Source organism: Comamonas fluminis, assembly GCF_019186805.1.
GTDB classification, from domain to species: Bacteria; Pseudomonadota; Gammaproteobacteria; order Burkholderiales; family Burkholderiaceae_C; genus Comamonas; species Comamonas fluminis.
The window spans coordinates 2988705-3007985 of the sequence record NZ_CP066783.1; the positions used below are offsets into that span (position 1 = coordinate 2988705).

17 protein-coding genes are annotated in these 19281 nt (G+C 62.0%); 3 read left to right on the forward strand and 14 right to left on the reverse strand.

The features are described from left to right. Nucleotides 1-38: 38 nt before the first annotated feature. Both JDW18_RS13965 and JDW18_RS13970 read right to left on the reverse strand, forming a co-directional pair. Nucleotides 39-473 (reverse strand): hypothetical protein, encoded by a 435-nt coding sequence (locus JDW18_RS13965; RefSeq protein WP_218240036.1) that lies wholly within the window; start codon nucleotides 471-473, stop codon nucleotides 39-41. 113 nt (nucleotides 474-586) lie between these two features. Then, nucleotides 587-1063 (reverse strand): Lrp/AsnC ligand binding domain-containing protein, encoded by a 477-nt coding sequence (locus JDW18_RS13970; RefSeq protein WP_218240037.1) that lies wholly within the window; start codon nucleotides 1061-1063, stop codon nucleotides 587-589. A 168-nt stretch (nucleotides 1064-1231) separates the two neighbouring features. On the opposite strand from JDW18_RS13970, the gene putA reads away from it, so the two are divergent. Then, the gene (gene putA / locus JDW18_RS13975) at nucleotides 1232-4972 is read left to right on the forward strand and encodes a trifunctional transcriptional regulator/proline dehydrogenase/L-glutamate gamma-semialdehyde dehydrogenase (protein ID WP_218240038.1); all 3741 of its coding nucleotides are present in this window, start codon (nucleotides 1232-1234) and stop codon (nucleotides 4970-4972) included. Between the two features lie 202 nt (nucleotides 4973-5174). Here the strand turns inward: putA and JDW18_RS13980 are convergent, their stop codons facing one another. The 4 genes from JDW18_RS13980 to tauA form a co-directional block, all read right to left on the reverse strand. Beyond that, a complete protein-coding gene (locus JDW18_RS13980) occupies nucleotides 5175-5390 on the reverse strand; it encodes a TOBE domain-containing protein (protein WP_218240039.1) in 216 nt (71 codons plus the stop codon). Nucleotides 5391-5526: 136 nt separating this feature from the next. Further along, nucleotides 5527-6432 carry an ABC transporter permease subunit gene (locus JDW18_RS13985; protein WP_218240040.1) on the reverse strand — a complete coding sequence of 302 codons (906 nt, stop codon included), beginning with the start codon at nucleotides 6430-6432 and terminating at the stop codon, nucleotides 5527-5529. A 94-nt stretch (nucleotides 6433-6526) separates the two neighbouring features. Next, nucleotides 6527-7339, reverse strand: a complete 813-nt coding sequence (locus tag JDW18_RS13990; protein WP_246610552.1) for a taurine ABC transporter ATP-binding protein — start codon at nucleotides 7337-7339, stop codon at nucleotides 6527-6529. A gap of 43 nt (nucleotides 7340-7382) precedes the next feature. Continuing rightward, entirely contained in the window at nucleotides 7383-8405 is a 1023-nt protein-coding gene (gene tauA / locus JDW18_RS13995; protein WP_218240041.1) for a taurine ABC transporter substrate-binding protein, read from the reverse strand. Between the two features lie 201 nt (nucleotides 8406-8606). On the opposite strand from tauA, the gene tauD reads away from it, so the two are divergent. Next, nucleotides 8607-9446 carry a taurine dioxygenase gene (gene tauD, locus JDW18_RS14000; protein ID WP_218243910.1) on the forward strand — a complete coding sequence of 280 codons (840 nt, stop codon included), beginning with the start codon at nucleotides 8607-8609 and terminating at the stop codon, nucleotides 9444-9446. Between the two features lie 218 nt (nucleotides 9447-9664). After that, nucleotides 9665-10228 carry a hypothetical protein gene (locus tag JDW18_RS14005; RefSeq protein WP_218240042.1) on the forward strand — a complete coding sequence of 188 codons (564 nt, stop codon included), beginning with the start codon at nucleotides 9665-9667 and terminating at the stop codon, nucleotides 10226-10228. Nucleotides 10229-10413: 185 nt separating this feature from the next. Here JDW18_RS14005 and JDW18_RS14010 read toward each other — a convergent pair whose 3' ends face one another. From JDW18_RS14010 to ssuD, 8 genes are all read right to left on the reverse strand, one after another. Further along, nucleotides 10414-12363, reverse strand: a complete 1950-nt coding sequence (locus tag JDW18_RS14010) for a family 2A encapsulin nanocompartment cargo protein cysteine desulfurase (RefSeq protein WP_218243911.1) — start codon at nucleotides 12361-12363, stop codon at nucleotides 10414-10416. Nucleotides 12364-12499: 136 nt separating this feature from the next. Further along, nucleotides 12500-13432, reverse strand: a complete 933-nt coding sequence (locus JDW18_RS14015; RefSeq protein WP_218240043.1) for a family 2A encapsulin nanocompartment shell protein — start codon at nucleotides 13430-13432, stop codon at nucleotides 12500-12502. Between the two features lie 64 nt (nucleotides 13433-13496). Further along, nucleotides 13497-14438: a serine O-acetyltransferase EpsC gene (epsC, locus tag JDW18_RS14020; RefSeq protein WP_218240044.1), complete on the reverse strand. Its 942-nt coding sequence runs from the start codon at nucleotides 14436-14438 to the stop codon at nucleotides 13497-13499. 150 nt (nucleotides 14439-14588) lie between these two features. Next, complete coding sequence (locus JDW18_RS14025) at nucleotides 14589-15053, reverse strand: rhodanese-like domain-containing protein (RefSeq protein WP_218240045.1); 465 nt, start codon at nucleotides 15051-15053, stop codon at nucleotides 14589-14591. 97 nt (nucleotides 15054-15150) lie between these two features. After that, complete coding sequence (locus JDW18_RS14030) at nucleotides 15151-16083, reverse strand: CysB family HTH-type transcriptional regulator (RefSeq protein WP_218240046.1); 933 nt, start codon at nucleotides 16081-16083, stop codon at nucleotides 15151-15153. Between the two features lie 62 nt (nucleotides 16084-16145). After that, entirely contained in the window at nucleotides 16146-17126 is a 981-nt protein-coding gene (locus tag JDW18_RS14035; RefSeq protein ID WP_218240047.1) for an ATP-binding cassette domain-containing protein, read from the reverse strand. 135 nt (nucleotides 17127-17261) lie between these two features. Further along, the gene (gene ssuC, locus JDW18_RS14040) at nucleotides 17262-18089 is read right to left on the reverse strand and encodes an aliphatic sulfonate ABC transporter permease SsuC (protein WP_218240048.1); all 828 of its coding nucleotides are present in this window, start codon (nucleotides 18087-18089) and stop codon (nucleotides 17262-17264) included. 10 nt (nucleotides 18090-18099) lie between these two features. Next, nucleotides 18100-19278, reverse strand: a complete 1179-nt coding sequence (ssuD, locus tag JDW18_RS14045) for an FMNH2-dependent alkanesulfonate monooxygenase (RefSeq protein ID WP_218240049.1) — start codon at nucleotides 19276-19278, stop codon at nucleotides 18100-18102. Nucleotides 19279-19281: the final 3 nt, after the last annotated feature.

Here is a 19281-nt window from a genome sequence, read left to right on the forward strand (position 1 = left end):
CACTGCGATAAAGATCCTTATCCGGAGCTGAGGAGCTACTAATCTTCTTGTGCCCGGATCATGCGTTCAAGTCGGCTCGGTAGATATGGCATGTATTCATTTGCGTCATAGAAATCTGCCTGTACTCGCTCAGTACCAAAGAGTCTGCGCGCCTCTTCGTAGAACGGCACCTGCACACGTCTCATGAAATCAACGTACTCATCTAGGTTGGGAAGCTTGCTCACCGGACTTGACTCGGAGTTTTGAGCAATGGGCCCAATGCTCAGCTTTGCTAGAAGGTACGTAAGCCCTTCTAGCCCCAAAAACTCATCTAAAGCTTTCGAAGCGATGTGATCTTTTTGATCACATCGCTTCTGATGAATGATTCTGAATCCATGCCCCTCTACTGGACTCCAGATTACATATCCTTTTTTCGCGTCCTCAATAGGTTCACCGCAGACATCACAGTACCACTTCGTTAACGGCATATCCATCTTCAGCTCCTCCAATTTTTACTACTAAGTGGAGTCATTTTCGATGATCTACGCCAATACGCAGGATTTATCGAGATTTGGATGTCCGGAGTGGGTCGTTCAGCGCCACGCCCCTATAACGGCAACCTCGCATCATCCTTGACCTCCTCCATCACCGCATAGGTCCGCGTCTCGCGCACGCCCGGCAACTGCCACAGCACGCGCCCTGCAAATTCACGGTAGGCGCTCATGTCTGCCATGCGGGTCTTGAGCAGGTAGTCAAAACCGCCCGCCACCATATGGCACTCCATGATGGCCGGGTAGGCCAGCACGGCGGCTTTGAACTCGTCAAAGACATGGGGGGTGGTCCGGTCCAGCAGCACCTCGACAAAAACCGTCATGCCTACGCCCAGCTTGCGCGGGTTGAGCCGCGCTTCGTAGCCGAGGATGTAGCCATCGCGTGTGAGCCGCGTCACACGGGCCTGGACGGCGGTGGGCGACAGCGCGACTTGATCGGCCAGGCGCAGATTGGATATGCGGCCATCGGTTTGCAGAATTGCCAATATCTTGCGGTCAATTCTGTCCAAATCCACTTCCAGAATCTCATTCATTGGTGAAATCCTCTTTTGAATTCACAAAATATAGTGATTCATTCTTTGGTAGACCAGCAATGATTTCCCCTATGTAGACACCACGCCGCAAGCGGCTTGCAATGCAGGTGTGCACATGGTGATGGCAGCGCACCCTCCCGCTGTCTGGCCCGCATTCCTTCGACCGCTATGCAGACAAACTCCTCTGTATTCACCCCGCTGCCAAGCGCCACCCGCCCTGCCGACGCACTGCGCCGCGCCATCACGGCCGCCACGCGCATGAACGAGCCCGAGGCGGTCACGCAGCTGCTGCCTGCGGCCATCCTGCCCGCCGCCCAGGCCGCAGAGATCGCAGCCCATGCCCAGCGGCTGGTGGAGCAATTGCGTGCACAGCCTGCCAGCGTGGGCCGTCAGGGGCTGGTGCAAGGCTTGCTGCAGGAGTTTTCGCTGTCGTCGCAAGAAGGCGTGGCCCTGATGTGCTTGGCCGAAGCGCTGCTGCGCATTCCCGATGCCGATACCCGCGACGCGCTGATTCGCGACAAGTTGCGCGGTGGTGACTGGCAGGCGCATCTGGGCAAAAGCCCCTCGCTGTTTGTCAACGCCGCGGCCTGGGGGCTGGTGATTACCGGCAAGCTGGTGGATACGCACAGCGAATCGGGCCTGCTCTCGGCCCTCAAGCGACTGACGGCCAGAGGTGGCGAGCCACTGGTGCGCAAGGGCGTAGACATGGCCATGCGCCTGATGGGCGAGCAGTTTGTGATGGGCGAGACCATTGCCCAAGCCCTCAAACGCGCCCGCGAACTGCAGGCCAAGGGCTTTCGCTATTCCTACGACATGCTGGGCGAAGCGGCGCTTACCGCCGACGATGCACAACGCTATCTGCAGTCGTATGTGGATGCCATTGACGCCATTGGCAAAGCCAGCAACGGCAGCGGCATTTACGAAGGGCCCGGCATTTCCATCAAGCTCAGCGCCCTGCACCCGCGCTACAGCCGTGCGCAGTGGCAGCGCGTGATGGATGAGCTGCTGCCCCGCGTGCTGCAACTGTGCGAGCAGGCGAAACGCTACAACATCGGCATCAATATCGACGCCGAGGAAGCGGACCGGCTGGAGCTGTCGCTGGACCTGCTGGAGCAGTTGGCCCATGCGCCCAGTCTGGCCGGCTGGAACGGGCTGGGTTTTGTGATTCAGGCCTATCAAAAGCGCTGCCCCTACGTGATCGACTATCTGGTCGATCTGGCCCGGCGCAGCAGCCGCCACCTGATGGTGCGACTGGTCAAAGGCGCGTACTGGGACAGCGAAATCAAGCGTGCCCAGATGGATGGCCTGGCCGACTACCCGGTGTACACCCGCAAGCACCACACAGACGTTGCCTATATCGCCTGCGCCCGCAAGCTGCTGGCCGCGCCAGACGCGATTTACCCGCAATTTGCCACGCACAACGCCCAGACCGTGGCCACCATTGAATCACTCGCCAGCGCACAACCATACAGCGCGGGCCGCTATGAATTTCAATGTCTGCACGGCATGGGCGAGCCGCTGTACCGCAACGTGGTTGAAGCAGCAGACAGCGCCGCACGCCGCCCCTGCCGTATCTATGCGCCTGTGGGCACGCATGAAACGCTGCTGGCCTATCTGGTGCGCCGTTTGCTGGAAAACGGGGCCAACAGCTCTTTTGTGCATCGCATTGCCGACCCCGACTGGCCCATCTCAGATTTGATAGCAGCCCCCGCAGATCAAACCTTGACTGAAGGCCAAAATGGCTCTAACTCTGTCGGCCTGCCCCACCCACACATCGCCCTGCCCCGTGCGCTGCTGGGCGCACAGCGCCAGAACTCTGACGGACTGGATTTGAGCGACGACGGCACGCTGGCCGCCCTGGCCCAGACGCTGCAATCGACAGCGCCTGCCGCCGCAGAAAAGCAAGCCGACGCCATCACCAACCCCGCCAACCACAGCGAGGTGCTGTGCCATGTGCCAGAGACCACGCCCGCACAGCTGCAGCAGGCGCTGGCAATGGCCGATGCAGCCCAGCGCGGCTGGAGTGCCACACCCGCCGCGCAGCGTGCCAGCACACTGGAGGCTGCTGCCCAGCGGTACCAGGACCAGATGCAGCCGCTGATGGCGCTGCTGATGCGCGAGGCGGGCAAAACCGCGGCCAATGCGGTATCCGAAGTGCGCGAAGCCGTTGATTTTTTGCGCTACTACGCCGCGCAATTGCGCAGACAGGATGCCGATGGCTTGCTGGCTGCGGGCATTGGCCCGGTGGTCTGCATCAGCCCCTGGAATTTTCCGCTGGCCATCTTCACCGGCCAGATTGCCGCTGCGCTGGCTGCGGGCAATACGGTGCTGGCCAAGCCTGCCGAGCAAACACCGCTGATCGCCATCGAGGCCGTGCGCCTGCTGCATCAGGCAGGCATTGCGCCCGAAGTGCTGCAACTGCTGCCCGGTCGTGGCGAGACCGTAGGCGCACCGCTGGTAGCCGATGCGCGGGTGGCGGGCGTGCTGTTTACCGGCTCCACCGAAGTGGCGCGTCTTTTGAATCAGCAGACCGCCAAGCGCCTGCGCACCGATGGCGAGCCCGTGGTGCTGGTGGCCGAAACTGGTGGCCAGAACGCAATGATCGTGGACTCATCCGCGCTGGTAGAACAAGCCGTGCTGGACATTGTTTCCTCCGCCTTTGACAGCGCGGGCCAGCGCTGCTCGGCCCTGCGTCTACTGTGTGTGCAAAACGACTGCGCCGACCGCGTCATCGCCATGCTCAAAGGCGCCATGCAAGAGCTGCGCTGTGGCGACCCCGCCCTGCTGGCCACCGATATTGGCCCGGTCATTGATGCCGAAGCCAAGGCAGGCATTGAGCAGCACATCGCCAAACTCAAAGCACAGGGCCTGAAAATTCACCAATCGCCGCTGGCTGAAAGCCTTGCCGCACAAGGCCACTTTGTGCCGCCCACGCTGATTGAACTGAGCGATCTGCAAAGCCTGCAGCGCGAAGTCTTTGGCCCGGTACTGCATGTGTTGCGCTACCAGCGCCGCGAGCTGCCGCAACTGCTGGAGCCCATCAACGCGCTGGGCTATGGCCTGACCATGGGCTTGCACACCCGCATTGATGAAACCGTGCAACAGGTCGCGCAGGCCGCGCATGTGGGCAATCTGTATGTGAACCGCAATATGGTGGGTGCCGTGGTGGGCGTGCAGCCTTTTGGTGGCGAAGGCCTGTCTGGCACCGGGCCCAAGGCGGGCGGGCCGCTGTATCTGCCGCGCCTGCAGCAAGCAGCCAGCACGCCATTACAGTTGCTGGCCAGCGTGCTGCAGCAATGCGGGCCCGCGCAGACCATCGACACAAGCTCTGCCCAACCCTTGCAGGTTTTGGTGGACTGGGCCAACGCCCAGAACAATGCCCAGAGCAATGCACCGGTTGACTCCATCCAGCAATTGCTGACCCAGCTCCCCACTCTGCAAGCCGCACGCCTGTTGCCCGGCCCCACGGGCGAGCGCAACCTCTACACCCTGACCGGCAAGCCCCGCACGCTGTGCCTGGCGCAAAGCAAAGCCACGCTGCTGCAGCAGCTGGCTGGCGCACTGGCCAGCGGCTCTCAGGCCATCTGGGTCAACACCGCCATCAGCACCGACCTGTTTGCCAGCCTGCCGACCGAGCTGCGTGCACATATCGAACTGCTTGCGCATGGACTGCCGCTGCCTGATATCGCCCAGAACACCGCCATGGACAGCGCCTTGCTAGAGTGTGATGACGCGCAGTTTCTGCAATGGTCTCAGGCCTTGGCCCAGCGCAGCGGCCCGCTGGTGCTGCCCGTGCGCTGCCATGCCGATCAGCCCCTGCGGCTGGAGCGGCTGTGGCATGAACGTGCGCTGTCGCACAACACGGCGGCTGCGGGGGGCAACGCGGCACTTATGACTCTCTCCCCCTGAGGCGCTAACGCGCCTTCCCCCTCTCTCTACGCGCTTCGCGCTGCGGGAGGGGGACAGCACCGTCGCTGCGAGGCGGCTCTTGCTCGGCGCTCTGGCTTGCGGTGCGCCAGTTTTTTGCGCTGCGCTTATGCGCCATCAAATAGAGAGCACCCAGCGCAAGCAGTACCTGCGCTGGGTGCTCTTTTGATCGAAGTTGTGCGATTTACAGCTTGGCGATGGACACCTCGGTGGATTTGACCAGCGCCACAACTTCCGAGCCTACATCCAGGCCCAGATCATTGACCGAGCGCGTGGTGATGACCGAGGTGACGATGCCCCAGGGCGTTTCCACATCCACTTCCGACACCACATCACCACGGATGATTTCCTTGACCTTGCCCTTGAACTGGTTGCGCACATTGATGGCCTGAATCGACATAAACACTCTCCTGAAAAGTCTGTTTCTGAAAGCGGTGCGGCGATTGCTGCACCGATGAAATCCATTCTGGATGGCGGATTTCAAAACTCAAACAAATAAGAAATTAAATTTTTATTCCTTAAACATCTTTAGAGCTTTAACGACCATGCCAGGGCAGCAACCATTGCTCCAGCCTGCGCAGCAAGCCGTCCAGCAGCAGCGCAATGGCCCCGATGACAAAAATGCCCATCACCACCACATCGGTGCGCAAAAAGTTCGAGGCGTTGAGCACCATCTGCCCCAGCCCCTGCGTGGCGGCCACCATTTCGGCGGCCACCAGCGTGGTCCAGGCAAAGCCCATGGCAATGCGCAGGCCCACCAGAATGTCGGGCAAGGCCGCCGGAACAATGGCGTGGCGCAATAACTGCCAGCGCGTGGCGCCCAGAGAGCGCAGCGCGTTGATCTGCTCGGCGCTGGCGTTGCGCGTGCCTGCACGTGCGGCCAAGGCCATGGGGGCAAAGCAGGCCAGGTAAATCAGCAGCCATTTCGAGGCCTCGTCAATGCCCAACCAGATCACCACCAGCGGCAGATAGGCCAGCGGCGGCAGCGGGCGGTAGAACTCCAGCACCGGATCCAGCACCACCTGCGCCCAGCGGTTCACGCCCATGGCAATGCCCACGGGCACGGCGGTGATGACGGCCAGTGTGAAGGCGCCCAGCACGCGCAGACTGCTCCACTGCGCATGCACCCACAGCGCGTCGCCGCCCTGAATATCACCGCGCCAGGCCTGGGCAAAGGCTTTGACGACGGCCTCTGGCGGCGGCAGGAACAGCGGCGGCACCCAGCGCTGCTCGGTCGCCAGCCACCACAGCGCCAGCCAGGCGGCCACGCTGAGCAGCGCCCACCAGCGGCGCGGGCTGGGCCGGTGATTGCGAAACGGCGCGACCGCCGGAATATCGGCGACGGCAGGCACCGCTTCTGTGGCTGGCGACCGGGCCTCGGTTTGCGGCGGTCGCTGAGCCGCCAGAGCCGGGCCTGCGGAGGAAAAAGTGCTTGTACTCATATCAGTAGCCCCTGTTCGGGTCTGTCAGCGGCAGCAAATGCCTTGTATGGCTGCAGCGCTTTCAGATAAAGCGCATGAAGCTATTTTTTTGATATCAAACTGGTGCTAGTTCGACGTCTGATGCCTGCGCAATGGCGGCCATCAGGTGCTCCCGCATGGAAATAAATTCGGGCAGAGACTTCACTGATCTGGCGCTTTCCCCCGTCAGATAGCGACGGCCAAAATCCACGTTCAGACTTTCGGTAATGCGGCCCGGGCGCGGTGCCATCACGATGATGCGCGTGGCCAGAAACAGCGCTTCCTCCACATCGTGGGTGATGAAAAACACGGTGCGGCGCGTGGCACGCGCCTCGGCCCACAGCTTCAGGATCAGCTCTTGCAAAGCCTCGCGCGTGAAAACATCCAGCGCGCCCAGTGGCTCATCCATCAGCAGCAGATCGGCGCTGCCCGCCAGCGCCCGCGCAATGCCCACGCGCTGCTGCATGCCGCCCGACAGTTGCCAGGGATAGTCGCGCGCACGCTGCGCCAGCCCCACATGGGCCAGCTGCTGCAGCGCAATGCGGTGGCGTTCCTCACGCCCCACGCCCTGCAGACGCAGGCCCAGCGCCACGTTGTCAATCACATTGAGCCAGGGCAGCAGCGCATGCTTTTGAAACACCACACCCCGGTCAGCCCCTGCATCCACCACAGCCTGACCGCACCAGGCAATGCGGCCCGCGGACGGAGCGGTAAAGCCCGCGATGCAGTTGAGCAGCGTGGTCTTGCCGCAGCCCGATGCGCCCACGGCCACCACAAATTCGCCGGGCTCGATATTCAGATCCAGCTGATGCAGGGCCAGGGCCTGCACATCACCCGCCGCTGCACCTTCATAGCGCACCGACAAGCCTTGTACAGCCAGACCCTGCACCGACAAAGCCTGATCCATCAGGCCCGAGGCTTGCAGCAATGAATCACTGCGCTGCACGGCGCACCCAGCTGTCGTTCACGCCTACCGAGTAGTCAGGCAGCAACTGCTGCACCGAGCCCTGGGTCTGCAAAAACTGCGCGGTGGCGGCCAGTGATTTGGCCACGACCGAGCTCTTGCCGCCACCCAGCCACTGGCTGCTGGCCTGCTCTGCAGGCGGAATAAAGGCGTAAAGCTTGAGGCTGTCCGGCACGCTGGCGGCTTCAGCACCCGACCACTTGGCCACGGCTTTGACCTCGGGCGAATCTGGTGTCCATGCCGATGGCTTGGCGGTGTAGCGCTGATCGGCCTCGGCCAGTACCTTGACGAATTGGGCCAGGAACTCGTCATTGGCCTTGGCAAAATCCGTGCGCACAGCCAGCGCATCAAACGTGGCCTTTCCCGTCTGCGCGGCAATCTGGCCCGAGGTGGTCAGCACCTGGCCGCTTTGCCTGATCTTGGCCAGCACCGGGTCCCACACAAAAGCGGCATCAATATCGCCGCGCTCCCAGGCCGCCAGAATCTCTGGCGGGCGCAGATTGAGAATCTTCACATCCTTGGGGTTCACGCCCGCAGCCTGCAGCGCCACCAGCGCGTGGAAGTGGCTGGTGGAGACATAAGGAATACCGATCTTCTTGCCCTTGAGATCAGCCAGCGTCCTGGCATTGCTGCCATTGCGGGCCACCAGTGCCTCGGCGTTGTGGATGTTGTCTGCCACCCAGAAAATCTGAATGGGCACGCCCTGCGACAGCGCGGCGGCAAACGGCGAAGAGCCAGCTTCGCCAATCTGAATGGCACCGCTGGCCAGCGCCCGCGTGACCTCGGCACCGCTGGCCAGTTTGCGGTAGCTGATCTTGTAGCCCGTGGCTTTTTCCACGGCCTGGGTTTCCTGCGCAAAGCGCCAAGGCAACACCATGTCCTGGTAGCCAATCACCACTTCACGCGTTTGAGATTGCGCGGGCAATGCCACCGCACCCAGTGCAGAGGCGATCAGGAGCAGAGAAAAAAGACGACGGTTTTTTTGTGACATGCGGATGACTCGGTAACGCTTGGTTGGAATGCGCCCAGTCTAGAAATTCCGCCCCCACCTGCATGCGCGTAATTCGCATGTGCTAATGCAAAAACCGCGCAAGGCAAAAGCCTGACCGCAGGCCACACTGCCAGGCGTCACAGGGCAGCACAAACCGCTGCCCCACTCTTTCCTTTCTCCTGCATTGCTCTCTTGTTCACCATGGATATCCAGCCTCTGGGCCCCGCCTTGGGCGCCACCATTACCGGCGTTGACCTTACCCAGCCTTTGCGCACCGACCTGCGCGACGCACTGCATGCCGCGCTGCTGAAGCACCAGGTGCTGTTCTTTGAAAACCAGCCCGTCACGCCACAGCAGCAGCGCGATCTGGCTGCGCAGTTCGGTTCGCTGCACATTCACCCCGTGTACCGCAACATCCCCGAAGTGCCCGAAATCATCGTGCTGGACACCGATGACAACAACCCGCCCGACAACGACAACTGGCACACCGACATCACCTTTACCGAAGCGCCCGCACAGGCCGCCCTGCTCTCGGCCCGGCTGCTGCCGCCCAGCGGCGGAGACACCCTGTGGGCCAGCAACACCGCTGCATTCAACGCCCTGTCCGCACCATGGCAAAAGCTGCTGTCCGGCCTGCATGCCGAGCATGATTTTGTGAAGTCCTTCCCCGCCTGGCGCTTTGCCCGCACGCCCGAAGAACGCGTGCAATGGGAGGCCGCCAAGGCCAAGCACCCGCCGCTGCTGCACCCCGTCATTCGTACCCACCCCGAAACCGGCCAGCAGGGCCTGTTTGTCAACGAAGGCTTCACCACCCGCATTGCAGAACTCAGCACCACCGAAAGCGACGCCGTGCTGCGCCAGTTGTTTGCCCATGTGAGCAAGCCCGAGTTCACCGTGCGCTGGCGCTGGAAGGTGGGCGACCTCGCTTTCTGGGACAACCGCTGCACCCAGCACTACGCCTGCGCCAATTACCTGCCACACCGCCGCGTGATGCACCGCGCAACCGTGCTGGGGGACAGGCCTTTTTATCGGGGGGATTGAGGGAGTGGGCCAGCTACTGAGACTGCGTTCTACGGCCCCATGAAACAAGCCCGGGGTTCGGATGAATTTCCGGGCTTTTTTGGCAGCTATCGACCCATTTCGGACATTGACTCAAGTCGGACAAATAGCATTGGTGTGCAATAAAAATAACTAGATTGGACAAATTGGTCCCTGCTGTGTACCATATGGTTCCGATTGGTTCTTTTGTGAGGTGATTTATGGCGGATGGCGATTTTGATAAGGGCGTTGCCGTTAAAGTATCTTTGCCAAGCAGTATTGTTGATGGCTTGCAAGCAGTTTGTGATGCATCGGGCATCAGCAAAAGTGACGCCACGAAGATGGCCCTCGAAGCTTTTTTGAATGCAAACCCTTTGTGGGCAAGTCGCCGATACTTCTTTCCCGACGTATCTTTAGATTTGGCAAAAAATGCCAAAGAGGTTCTCAAAAAGTTCCGCTCTGGTACTTTTGTGAAGCTGGCTGGAGGTGTTTCTCACTTCCCAAGCAGTGCTCAGTTTTTTGTCGGGGTTGTTCATCGTGTTCAGGGTGAGAACTTGTACGTTGAACTCCCGATGTATCTGAGTCGCCCCTCCGCGTTGCTGAACAACGCATTTACCATCCAAAGCCAGATGTCAATTGCTGCCGAAGCAAAGATGGTTGTTCCTCGCTTTGAGAACATACCTAACTTGTCTGCATGGGGTGGCACCACAGCTACGCTGATTTACGAAGTACATGCAAGCTTCATCTGGGGGATTGAAATGGACCCCAGCACGGAAACAGCCTAGGCTTACCGTTATCGGGATACGACCGCTCATGGCCGATCAAAGACATTCCCGATCAAGTCAGCACAAGTCACAGCCACTTGGGCCGATAGCGGGATTGTTCGATGGCACAACTACTCTATGCCAATAAAAACAGCGGCTAGCACCTGTCATACAAGCGCTAGCCGCTATCTTTTAAAAAGCAAGCTTCAGCGCACTGTTCGGCGCTGCGACGCCAGCTTGCGCACCTCATTCACCAGCAGGTCAATCTCCTCAAAGGTGTTGTAGAAGGCAACCGATGGGCGCACGGCGGTCTCCACCCCAAAGCGCCGCAAGATGGGCTGCGCGCAGTGGTGGCCGGTGCGCACGGCAATGCCCTCGGCATTCAGCGCCTTGCCCACTTCGTCCGTCGTATAGCCCTCCAGGGTGAACGACAGCACGCTGGCCTTGCCCGGCACGGTGCCGATCAGGCGCAGGCCGGGGATGGTGGCCAGTTGCTGCATGCCATAGTCCACCAGTGCGTGCTCGTAGCGGCTGATGTTTTCAATGCCAATGCGCTCCACATACTCCAGCGCCGCGCCCAGGCCCACGGCGTCGGCGATGTTGCCGGTACCCGCTTCAAAGGTGTTGGGCAGGGGCTGGAACACGGTTTTCTCGAACGTCACGTCGGCAATCATGTTGCCGCCGCCTTGCCAGGGTGGCATGGCTTCGAGCACCTCGCGGCGGCCCCAGAGCGCGCCGATGCCGGTGGGGGCAAAGATTTTGTGCCCCGAGAAGACGAAAAAATCCGCCCCCAGATCCTGCACATCCACCGACGTGTGGGCGATGGACTGCGCGCCGTCGATCAGCGTGGTGATGCCACACGCCTTGGCACGGGCCACCACTTCCTTGACCGGCACCACGGTGCCCAGCACGTTGGACACATGGCCGATGGCGACCAGTTTTGTGCGGTCGTTCAGCAGTTTCTCGTATTCGTCCAGGCGAATCTGGCCCTGGTCGTCCACCGGGATCACGCGCAGCTTGGCGCCCTTGGCCTGTGCCAGTTGCTGCCAGGGCACGATGTTGGCGTGGTGCTCCAGGTGGCTGACGATGATTTCGTCGCCTTCGCCCACGTTCTGGCCGCCCCAGCTTTTGGCCACCAGGTTGATGGCCTCGGTGGTGCCGCGCACAAAGATCACCTCGCGCGCATCGGGCGCATTGATAAAGCGGCGCACCACTTCGCGGGCATGCTCGTAGGCATCGGTGGCGCGTGCCGCCAGCGTGTGTGCGGCGCGGTGGATGTTGGAGTTTTCGTGTTCGTAGAAATGTGCGATGCGCTCAATCACCTGGCGCGGCTTGTGCGTAGTGGCGGCGTTGTCCAGCCATACCAGTTGCTTGCCATTGATGCGCTCCTGCAGGATGGGGAAATCGCGGCGCACGGCGTTCACGTCAAAACCGGGGTGGCGGTCGGCCTGCGATTGCGGCGTGGCGGCTTGCGCCCCATGCACCCCATTCGCGGCATACGGATGCGGCTTGGCCGGAGTGACAAATCCGCTGGGCAGCGTAACAGCATCGACAAAATAGAACTGCGGTGCCGTGCCAACAGCCGCAGCACTGGCGGGTGCAGCGGGCTGAGATGCGCCCAAGTCCAGATGCGGCACATCCACAAAGCTGGGGCGAGCGCCACCTGAAGACAAAGCCTGCACGGCTTGCTGGCTCAAGGCGTCCAGACCCGCTGGGGCACTGAAGGTGTTTGCTGCAAGGGCTTGCGAAGGATTCGCGCCATCTGTCGCCCCCGCCAGTCGCGGCTCATAAGCGGGCAACGCGGCAAAGGCTTTGTCGGGCAGGCCATTGCCCGCCTGCGCTTGCGGCAGAGCAGAAGGAGCGCGATTGACCAGCGACAGCGATGTGCCGGGGCTGGACGGCAGCAGATTGCTGCCCGGCACCTGCCCCTGCGGGATGGGTGTGCCCGGCACATTGGGCGAAAAGCCCGAGGGCGCAGCCAGTGGTGAGCCGCCCGGTGCCCATGTGGCAGGCGGCTGCGCGCCCTGCACGGGCAAGGCCGGTGCGTTGCCCGGAAGGCTGCGAAACAGGCTGTTGGCCAGCTGGGCCAGCACGGCCGGGTCAAGGGGAGGATGAAGAGGTGGACTGATGTGCGGCTGGGCACCGGCAGGGGCGATGCCTGCTGGGGTGACCGGCGCGATGTTTGCAATATCGGAACTCAAGACCGTTTCTCCTGAATGGATGGAGAGCTCGCTGACAGCTATCGAAATTGATAGCTATCAGCGCCTTAAATCACTAGACTTTGGCCGCTTTTTACTTATAGGTGTCCAGCGCCGAGTAGTCGTGATAGCGGTCAATGCGCACATCGTCCAGCACGGCCAGCGCATCGGGCGTCAGCACAGCCAGAGAGCAGTACAGCGAGATCAAATACGAGCTGATGGCCTGATCGTTGATACCCATGAAGCGCACCGACAGGCCGGGGCTTTGCTCGCCCGCCAGACCCGGCTGGAACAGACCGACCACGCCCTGGCGACGGTCGCCCACGCGCAGCAGGATGATGCTGCTTTTGCCATCGGCCACGGGAATCTTGTCCGACGGAATCAGTGGCACGCCGCGCCAGGTGATGAACTGGCTGCCAAACAGGCTGACCGTGGGCGGCGGCGTGCCACGGCGCGTGGCTTCGCGGCCAAAGGCGGCAATGGTCAGCGGGTGAGCCAGAAAGAAGGCCGGTTCCTTCCAGACCTTGGTCAGCAGCTCGTCCAGATCGTCTGGGGTGGGCCCACCGTCATCGCTCAGGGGGAAGATGCGCTGCTCATCCGTCACCTGCGCCAGCAGGCCGTAGGCGGCGTTGTTGATGAGCTCGCTTTCCTGATTCTCCTTGATGGTTTCGATGGTCAGGCGCAGCTGCTCCTTGATCTGGTCATGCGGGCTGCTGTACAGATCCGAGATGCGGGTGTGCACATCCAGCACGGTGGAGACCGCGTTCAGAAAATACTCGCGCGGCGCTTCGTCGTAATCCACAAAAGTGCGCGGCAGCTGGTTTTCAAACTGCTTGGCGGTGCAGGTGACTTTGATGTCCTCGGGGTTCTTGACCTGATTGACGCGGTAGATGCCCGCCTCTACCGGCACCCATTGCAGCAGATGGGTAAGCCAGCGCGGCGTGATGGTGGCCAGCTGGGGCGCGGTCTTGGTGGCGTTAGCAAGCTGGCGGGCGGCGTTGTCGCCCAGAGTGTGCAAAGTAGTCATGAGGCTTGGTTACAGCGGTTGGGGGAACGGATTGGGGGAGCGGGTTGAGGAAAAACTGAAAAGCTCAGGCGGCAGCGGGCAGCGGATGCACTTTTTCCACCGGGCTGGACTGGGAGACATGGGTTTGCGGCGGCACATCCTGCGTGACCCAGACATTGCCGCCAATGACGGCGCCGCGCCCGATGGTGATGCGGCCCAGAATCGTAGCGCCGGCGTAGATCACCACGTCGTCCTGCACCACGGGGTGGCGCGGCCAGCCTTTTTGCAGATGGCCCTGGGCGTCGCGCGGAAAGCGCTTGGCCCCCAGCGTGACAGCCTGATAGATGCGCACATTGCGGCCAATCACGGCTGTTTCACCCACCACCACGCCGGTGCCGTGGTCGATAAAGCAGCCAGCGCCAATGCGTGCGCCGGGGTGAATGTCTATGCCCGTCTGGCCGTGGGCCAGCTCAGCCACCATGCGCGCCAGCAGGGGCAGCTCCAGCCGGTACAGCACATGGGCAATGCGGTGGTGAATGAGCGCCAGCACGCCGGGGTAGCTGAGCACGACTTCATCCACGCTCTGCGCCGCAGGGTCGCCATGAAAAGCGGCCAGCACATCCACATCCAGCAGCTTGCGCAAACCGGGCAGTTCCAGCGCAAATTCATGCACTGCCTTGGCGGCGCGCAGCTCATGGGCGCGTTCGCTGTGCTCGCTGTACTCGGCATCACGCTCGCCGTCCTGGCGGGCGCGGTAGCGCAGTTCGATGCGGGCCTGGTCCTGCAGCGTCTGCAAGGCGGTGTCCAGCGTGTGGCCGATGAAGAAATCTTCGCTGGACTGGCGCAGCTCCGTGGGGCCCAGGCGCAGCGGATAGAGCACGCCCTTGAGCGACTCTATGGCCTGCGTTACCGCGTCCCGCGAGGGAAACTCGCGCTGCGCAATATCGGTGCGGCCCTGCGATTCGCGCCAGCTCTCGCGCACCAGACGCAGTTCAGCCACGATGTCGGAAATGGGAAAGTCACTCATGATGTTTTCCTTTTTTGAGGCAAAAGAGTCCCCACAACGCTTTATTCAAAAGCGCTGATAGCTATCGTTTTTGAAATTCAATAAGCCGTTACGGCTCGGCAAGCTGCATGCGGCATGCCCAAGGCCAGAGACGGCCAGCCGCTCAGTGGGTCAATCCTGCTGCCACGGCAGGCCATGAAAGCGCCAGCCGTCAGCCCGGCCCCGGTGCTGCGCTTCATCCAGCTCGCCTTCAAAGCCTTCGCTGATATTGAAGACATGGGGCAGACCGGCCTTGGCCGCTTCCTGTGCCGCCAGCGTGGAGCGTTTGCCGCTGCGACACAGCAGCAGGGCAATGGCGGGCTGTGGCTGCCTGGCCAGCAGCGCCGTCAGCTCACGCACAAAGCGCGGGTTGCGCGACAGCGCCGTGCCCGTGGCCCAGGGCACATGGGCGCTGCCGGGCACATGGCCCACAAATTTGCGCTCTTCAGCGGTGCGCACATCCACCAGCAAGGCCAGGCCCTGCTCTACCAGTTGCCAGGCCTCCTGCGGAGGGATAGAGCCCGCAAATGACAAGCCCTGCGCCGCAGCCTGGGCGGCGGCTTCTTTCAGTGCGGGAAGGTTGGAGATATCTGTCATGACTGATTCATCTAAAGAATTCAATGCACTCATGCTGCGCCTGCTAAGACATTCCACCAACGAACAAAAATCAGATTGCTTATGCGAAAAACGAGGATCAGGCCGCCTCTGATTGCAAGGCCTTGCGCACCACCTCTGCCGTGAGCGTGGGCACAAAGCTTTCGATAAAGGCATAGGCGTAGCCACGCAGCCACGCGCCACGGCGCAGGGCCAGCCGCGTGAGGTTGACCTCGAACAGATGGCGCCCGTCAATGGCACGCAGATGGCGGTCACGCTCGGCATCAAAGGCAATCGAGGCGATGATGCCCACGCCCATGCCCAGTTCCACATAGGTCTTGACCACATCGGCATCCATGGCCGTCAGCACCACATCCGGGGCCAGACCGGCTGCAGCAAAAGCCTTGTCGATATGGGCGCGGCCCGTGTAGCCCTGCTCGTAGGTGATGATGGGAAAACGCGCCAGCGCCTCAAGCGACACAGGGCCGGCTTCCTCCAGCAAAGGGTGCCCGGGCGGCACCACAATGCTGTGCGACCAGCGGTAGCAAGGCAGGGTCACCAGTGGCTCATAGCTGCCCAGCGCTTCGGTGGCCACGCCGATATCGGCCTCGCCCGAGAGCAGCATTTCCGCCACCTGGCGCGGCGAGCCCTGGTGCAGATGCAAGGACACCTGCGGATACAGCGCACGAAAGTCCCGCACCACCTGCGGCAGCGCATAACGGGCCTGGGAATGGGTGGCGGCAATCGACAGACCGCCCTGCTCGCTGGCGCGAAAATCCTCGCCAGCGCGGCGCAGATTGTCGGCTTCCAGCAGCATGCGCTCCACAATGGGCAGCAGGCTGGTGCCCGGCGGCGTCAGCCCCGTCAGGCGCTTGCCTGCACGCACAAAAATGTCGATACCCAGCTCATCCTCCAGCTCCCGAATCTGCCGGCTCACGCCGGGCTGGGAGGTGTGGAGCATGGTCGCCACTTCGGTGAGATTGAAGCCACGGCGCACAGCCTCTCTTACGGATCGCAGTTGCTGAAAATTCATGATTTTGATAGCTGCAAGACCGTATATCTACTGGACTTGCAGCCCTTTTCTTTCTAGTTTTATCAAATCGCCCAACGCAAACCGCTGGCGGATACTCCGGGCCAGCTGTTTTGCGGGGGCTCACCCAGCTCATCGGCAATATCGGCCTCTGGCTTTTGCAGAACGCGGTCCAGAATGCGGGTTTCCAGCGCGGCAAAACGGGCATCGCCATGCACACGCGGGCGCGGCAGGTCGATGCGTTCATCCAGCGCAATGCGCCCGTCTTCGATCAGCACCACACGGTCGGCCAGGGCCACGGCTTCCTGCACATCGTGGGTGACCAGCAAGGCGGTAAAGCCGTGGCTGCGCCACAGGCCTTCGATCAGGCGGTGCATCTCAATGCGTGTGAGCGCATCCAGCGCTCCCAGCGGCTCGTCCAGCAGCAGCAAACGCGGCTGGTGCACCAGGGCGCGGGCCAGTGCCACACGCTGGCGCTGGCCACCCGACAAACGCGCAGGCCATTCGTTCTCACGATCTGCCAGCCCCACCTGCGCCAGCACCTTGCGGCCCTGCTCACGCGCCGATTCGGGCAGGCCCAGAATCACGTTGTCCAGCACCCGCTTCCAGGGCAGCAGACGCGCGTCCTGAAACATGATGCGCGTGTCCTTTTTTGCTTCTTTGGCTGCCGTTTCGTCAATCAGCAACTGGCCTGCACTAGCGCCCTCCAGCCCCGCCACCAGCCGCAGCAGCGTGGACTTGCCGCAGCCGCTGCGCCCCACGATGGCAATGAACTCGCCGGGCTGCACATCCAGCTGCACCTGCTTGAGCACTTCCCGATCGCCATAGCACTTGGTCAGCTGCTGGGTCTGCAAATGCACGCCCTTGGGCACGCTGCGCCCGGCCTGCGCTGCATCAGCGGCCTGAGCCTTGTCCCCCAGCTTGCCGCTGGCCAGCAGCGCCTCGGCCTCGTCCCAGGAAGCCTCCCAGGCCACCAGCGGCTGGCGCGCATTGAAAGCACCGGCGCTGACCAGCGACTGCGTCAAACGATTCCATAAACTGCTCATCACCCACTCCAATCTTGTCTGTTCAAAACCGCCACACCCCCAAGCCAGAGACAGCGAGCAAGGGCCGCCCCGCAGCGAGGCTGTCGTCCCCCTCCCGAAGAGAGAGGGGGAAGCGGCGCAGCCGCTCAGGGGGTGTCACCGATAACTCGGATGCCACCGCAACCACCAGCGCTCCAGCCCCCGGGCAAAAAAGTCGGCCAGCTTGCCCAGAATGGCGTAGAGCAGGATGCCCACCAGCACCACATCGGTCTGCAGAAATTCGCGGGCGTTCATGGTCAGGTAGCCAATGCCCGCCTGCGCCGAGATGGTTTCGGCCACGATCAGAATCACCCACATCAGCCCCAGCGAAAAACGCAGGCCCACCAGAATGGAAGACAGCGCGCCGGGCAGCACGATGTCGCGGTACAGCTGCCAGCGCGTGAGGCCGTAGCTTTTGCCCATCTCGATCAGCCCCGGGTCCACATTGCGAATGCCGTGAAAGGTATTGAGGTAAATGGGAAAGAACACCGAGATGCTGATGAGAAACAGCTTGGCCGATTCATCAATGCCAAACCACAGAATGACCAGCGGAATCAGCGCCAGCGCGGGGATGTTGCGCACCATCTGAATGGTGGAATCGAGCAGCGTTTCGGCCCAGCGCAGTGAACCTGTGAGCAGGCCCAGTGCCAGCCCCGCGCTGCCACCAATGGCCAGCCCCGCCAGTGCACGCCCGGCGCTGACCTTGACATGGGTCCACAGCTCGCCTGATTCGGCCAGTGTCCACGCGGCACGCAGCACATCCAGCGGCGCAGGAAGAACCCGCGTGGACAGCCAGCCATAGGCCGATGCGGCCTGCCACACGGCAATCAGCGCCAGAGGCACCAGCCATGGCAGCAGCCGCTGGCCCACCTGGCGGGCAAACGGCCCCCATCGCAGCGGCGCATCGCTCGCAGACTTCAGCGCAAGGGTTGGAACATCGCTCATGACAGATCCTTCAGCTTTGCGACACGCGAACGTTTTCGCGTTCAGGCGTATAGAGGTTGGCCACGGTTTCACCAAAAGGCCCGCCGGGGTTGCCACCGCCCAGCTTTTCCTGCACGTTGACGGGCAGCAGCGGGAAGACCAGCTCGGCAAAGCGGTAGGCCTCTTCCAAGTGCGGATAGCCCGAGAGCACAAAGGTGTCTATCCCCAGGTCGGCGTATTCCTTGATGCGATCTGCCACCGTTTGCGCACTGCCCACCAGCGCCGTGCCAGCCCCGCCGCGCACCAGACCCACACCGGCCCACAGATTGGGGCTGATCTCCAGGTCCTTGCGGGTACGCTTGCTGCCACCGGCGTGGAGAGCAGCCATACGCCGCTGCCCTTCGGAATCCATGCGTGCAAAAGCGGCCTGGGCCTGCACCACGGTCTCGTCCTTCAAGCGGCTGATGAGGCGCTCCGCATCGGCCCAGGCTTCTTCATCGGTTTCGCGCACGATGACGTGCAGGCGAATGCCGAACTTCACGGTACGGCCATGGCGGGCGGCTTTCTCGCGCACATCGGTAATCTTTTTGGCGACCTCTTCCGGGGGCTCGCCCCAGGTCAGATAGGCATCGACCTGCTCTGCCGCCAGCTCATGGGCTGCCGCCGATGAGCCGCCGAAATACACGGGCGGGTACGGCTTTTGCAGCGGCGGGAACAACAGCTTGGCACCCTTGACCTGCAGGTGCTCTCCCTCAAAATCCAGCGATTCACCACGGTGGCTGCGCTCCAGAATTTCGCGCCAGATCTGGATGAACTCTGCCGACTGCTCGTAGCGCGTGGCGTGGTCGAGGAACACGCCATCGCCCTCCAGCTCGGCCTGATCGCCACCTGTGACCAGATTGATCAGCAGACGGCCACCGGAGAGGCGGTCAAAGCTGGCCGCCATGCGCGCTGCCAGACTGGGCTGGTGCAGGCCGGGGCGCACGGCCACCAAAAACTTCAGCCGCTGGGTCACAGGCAGCAGGCTGGAGGCCACCACCCAGGGGTCTTCGCAAGAGCGGCCTGTAGGAATCAGCACCCCTTCATAGCCCAGACTGTCAGCAGCAATAGCGACCTGTTTGACATAGTCATAACTGAGCTGGCGTGCCCCTTCGCTGGTGCCCAGATAGCGGGCGTCACCGTGGGTGGGAATGAACCAGAAAACTTTCATGAA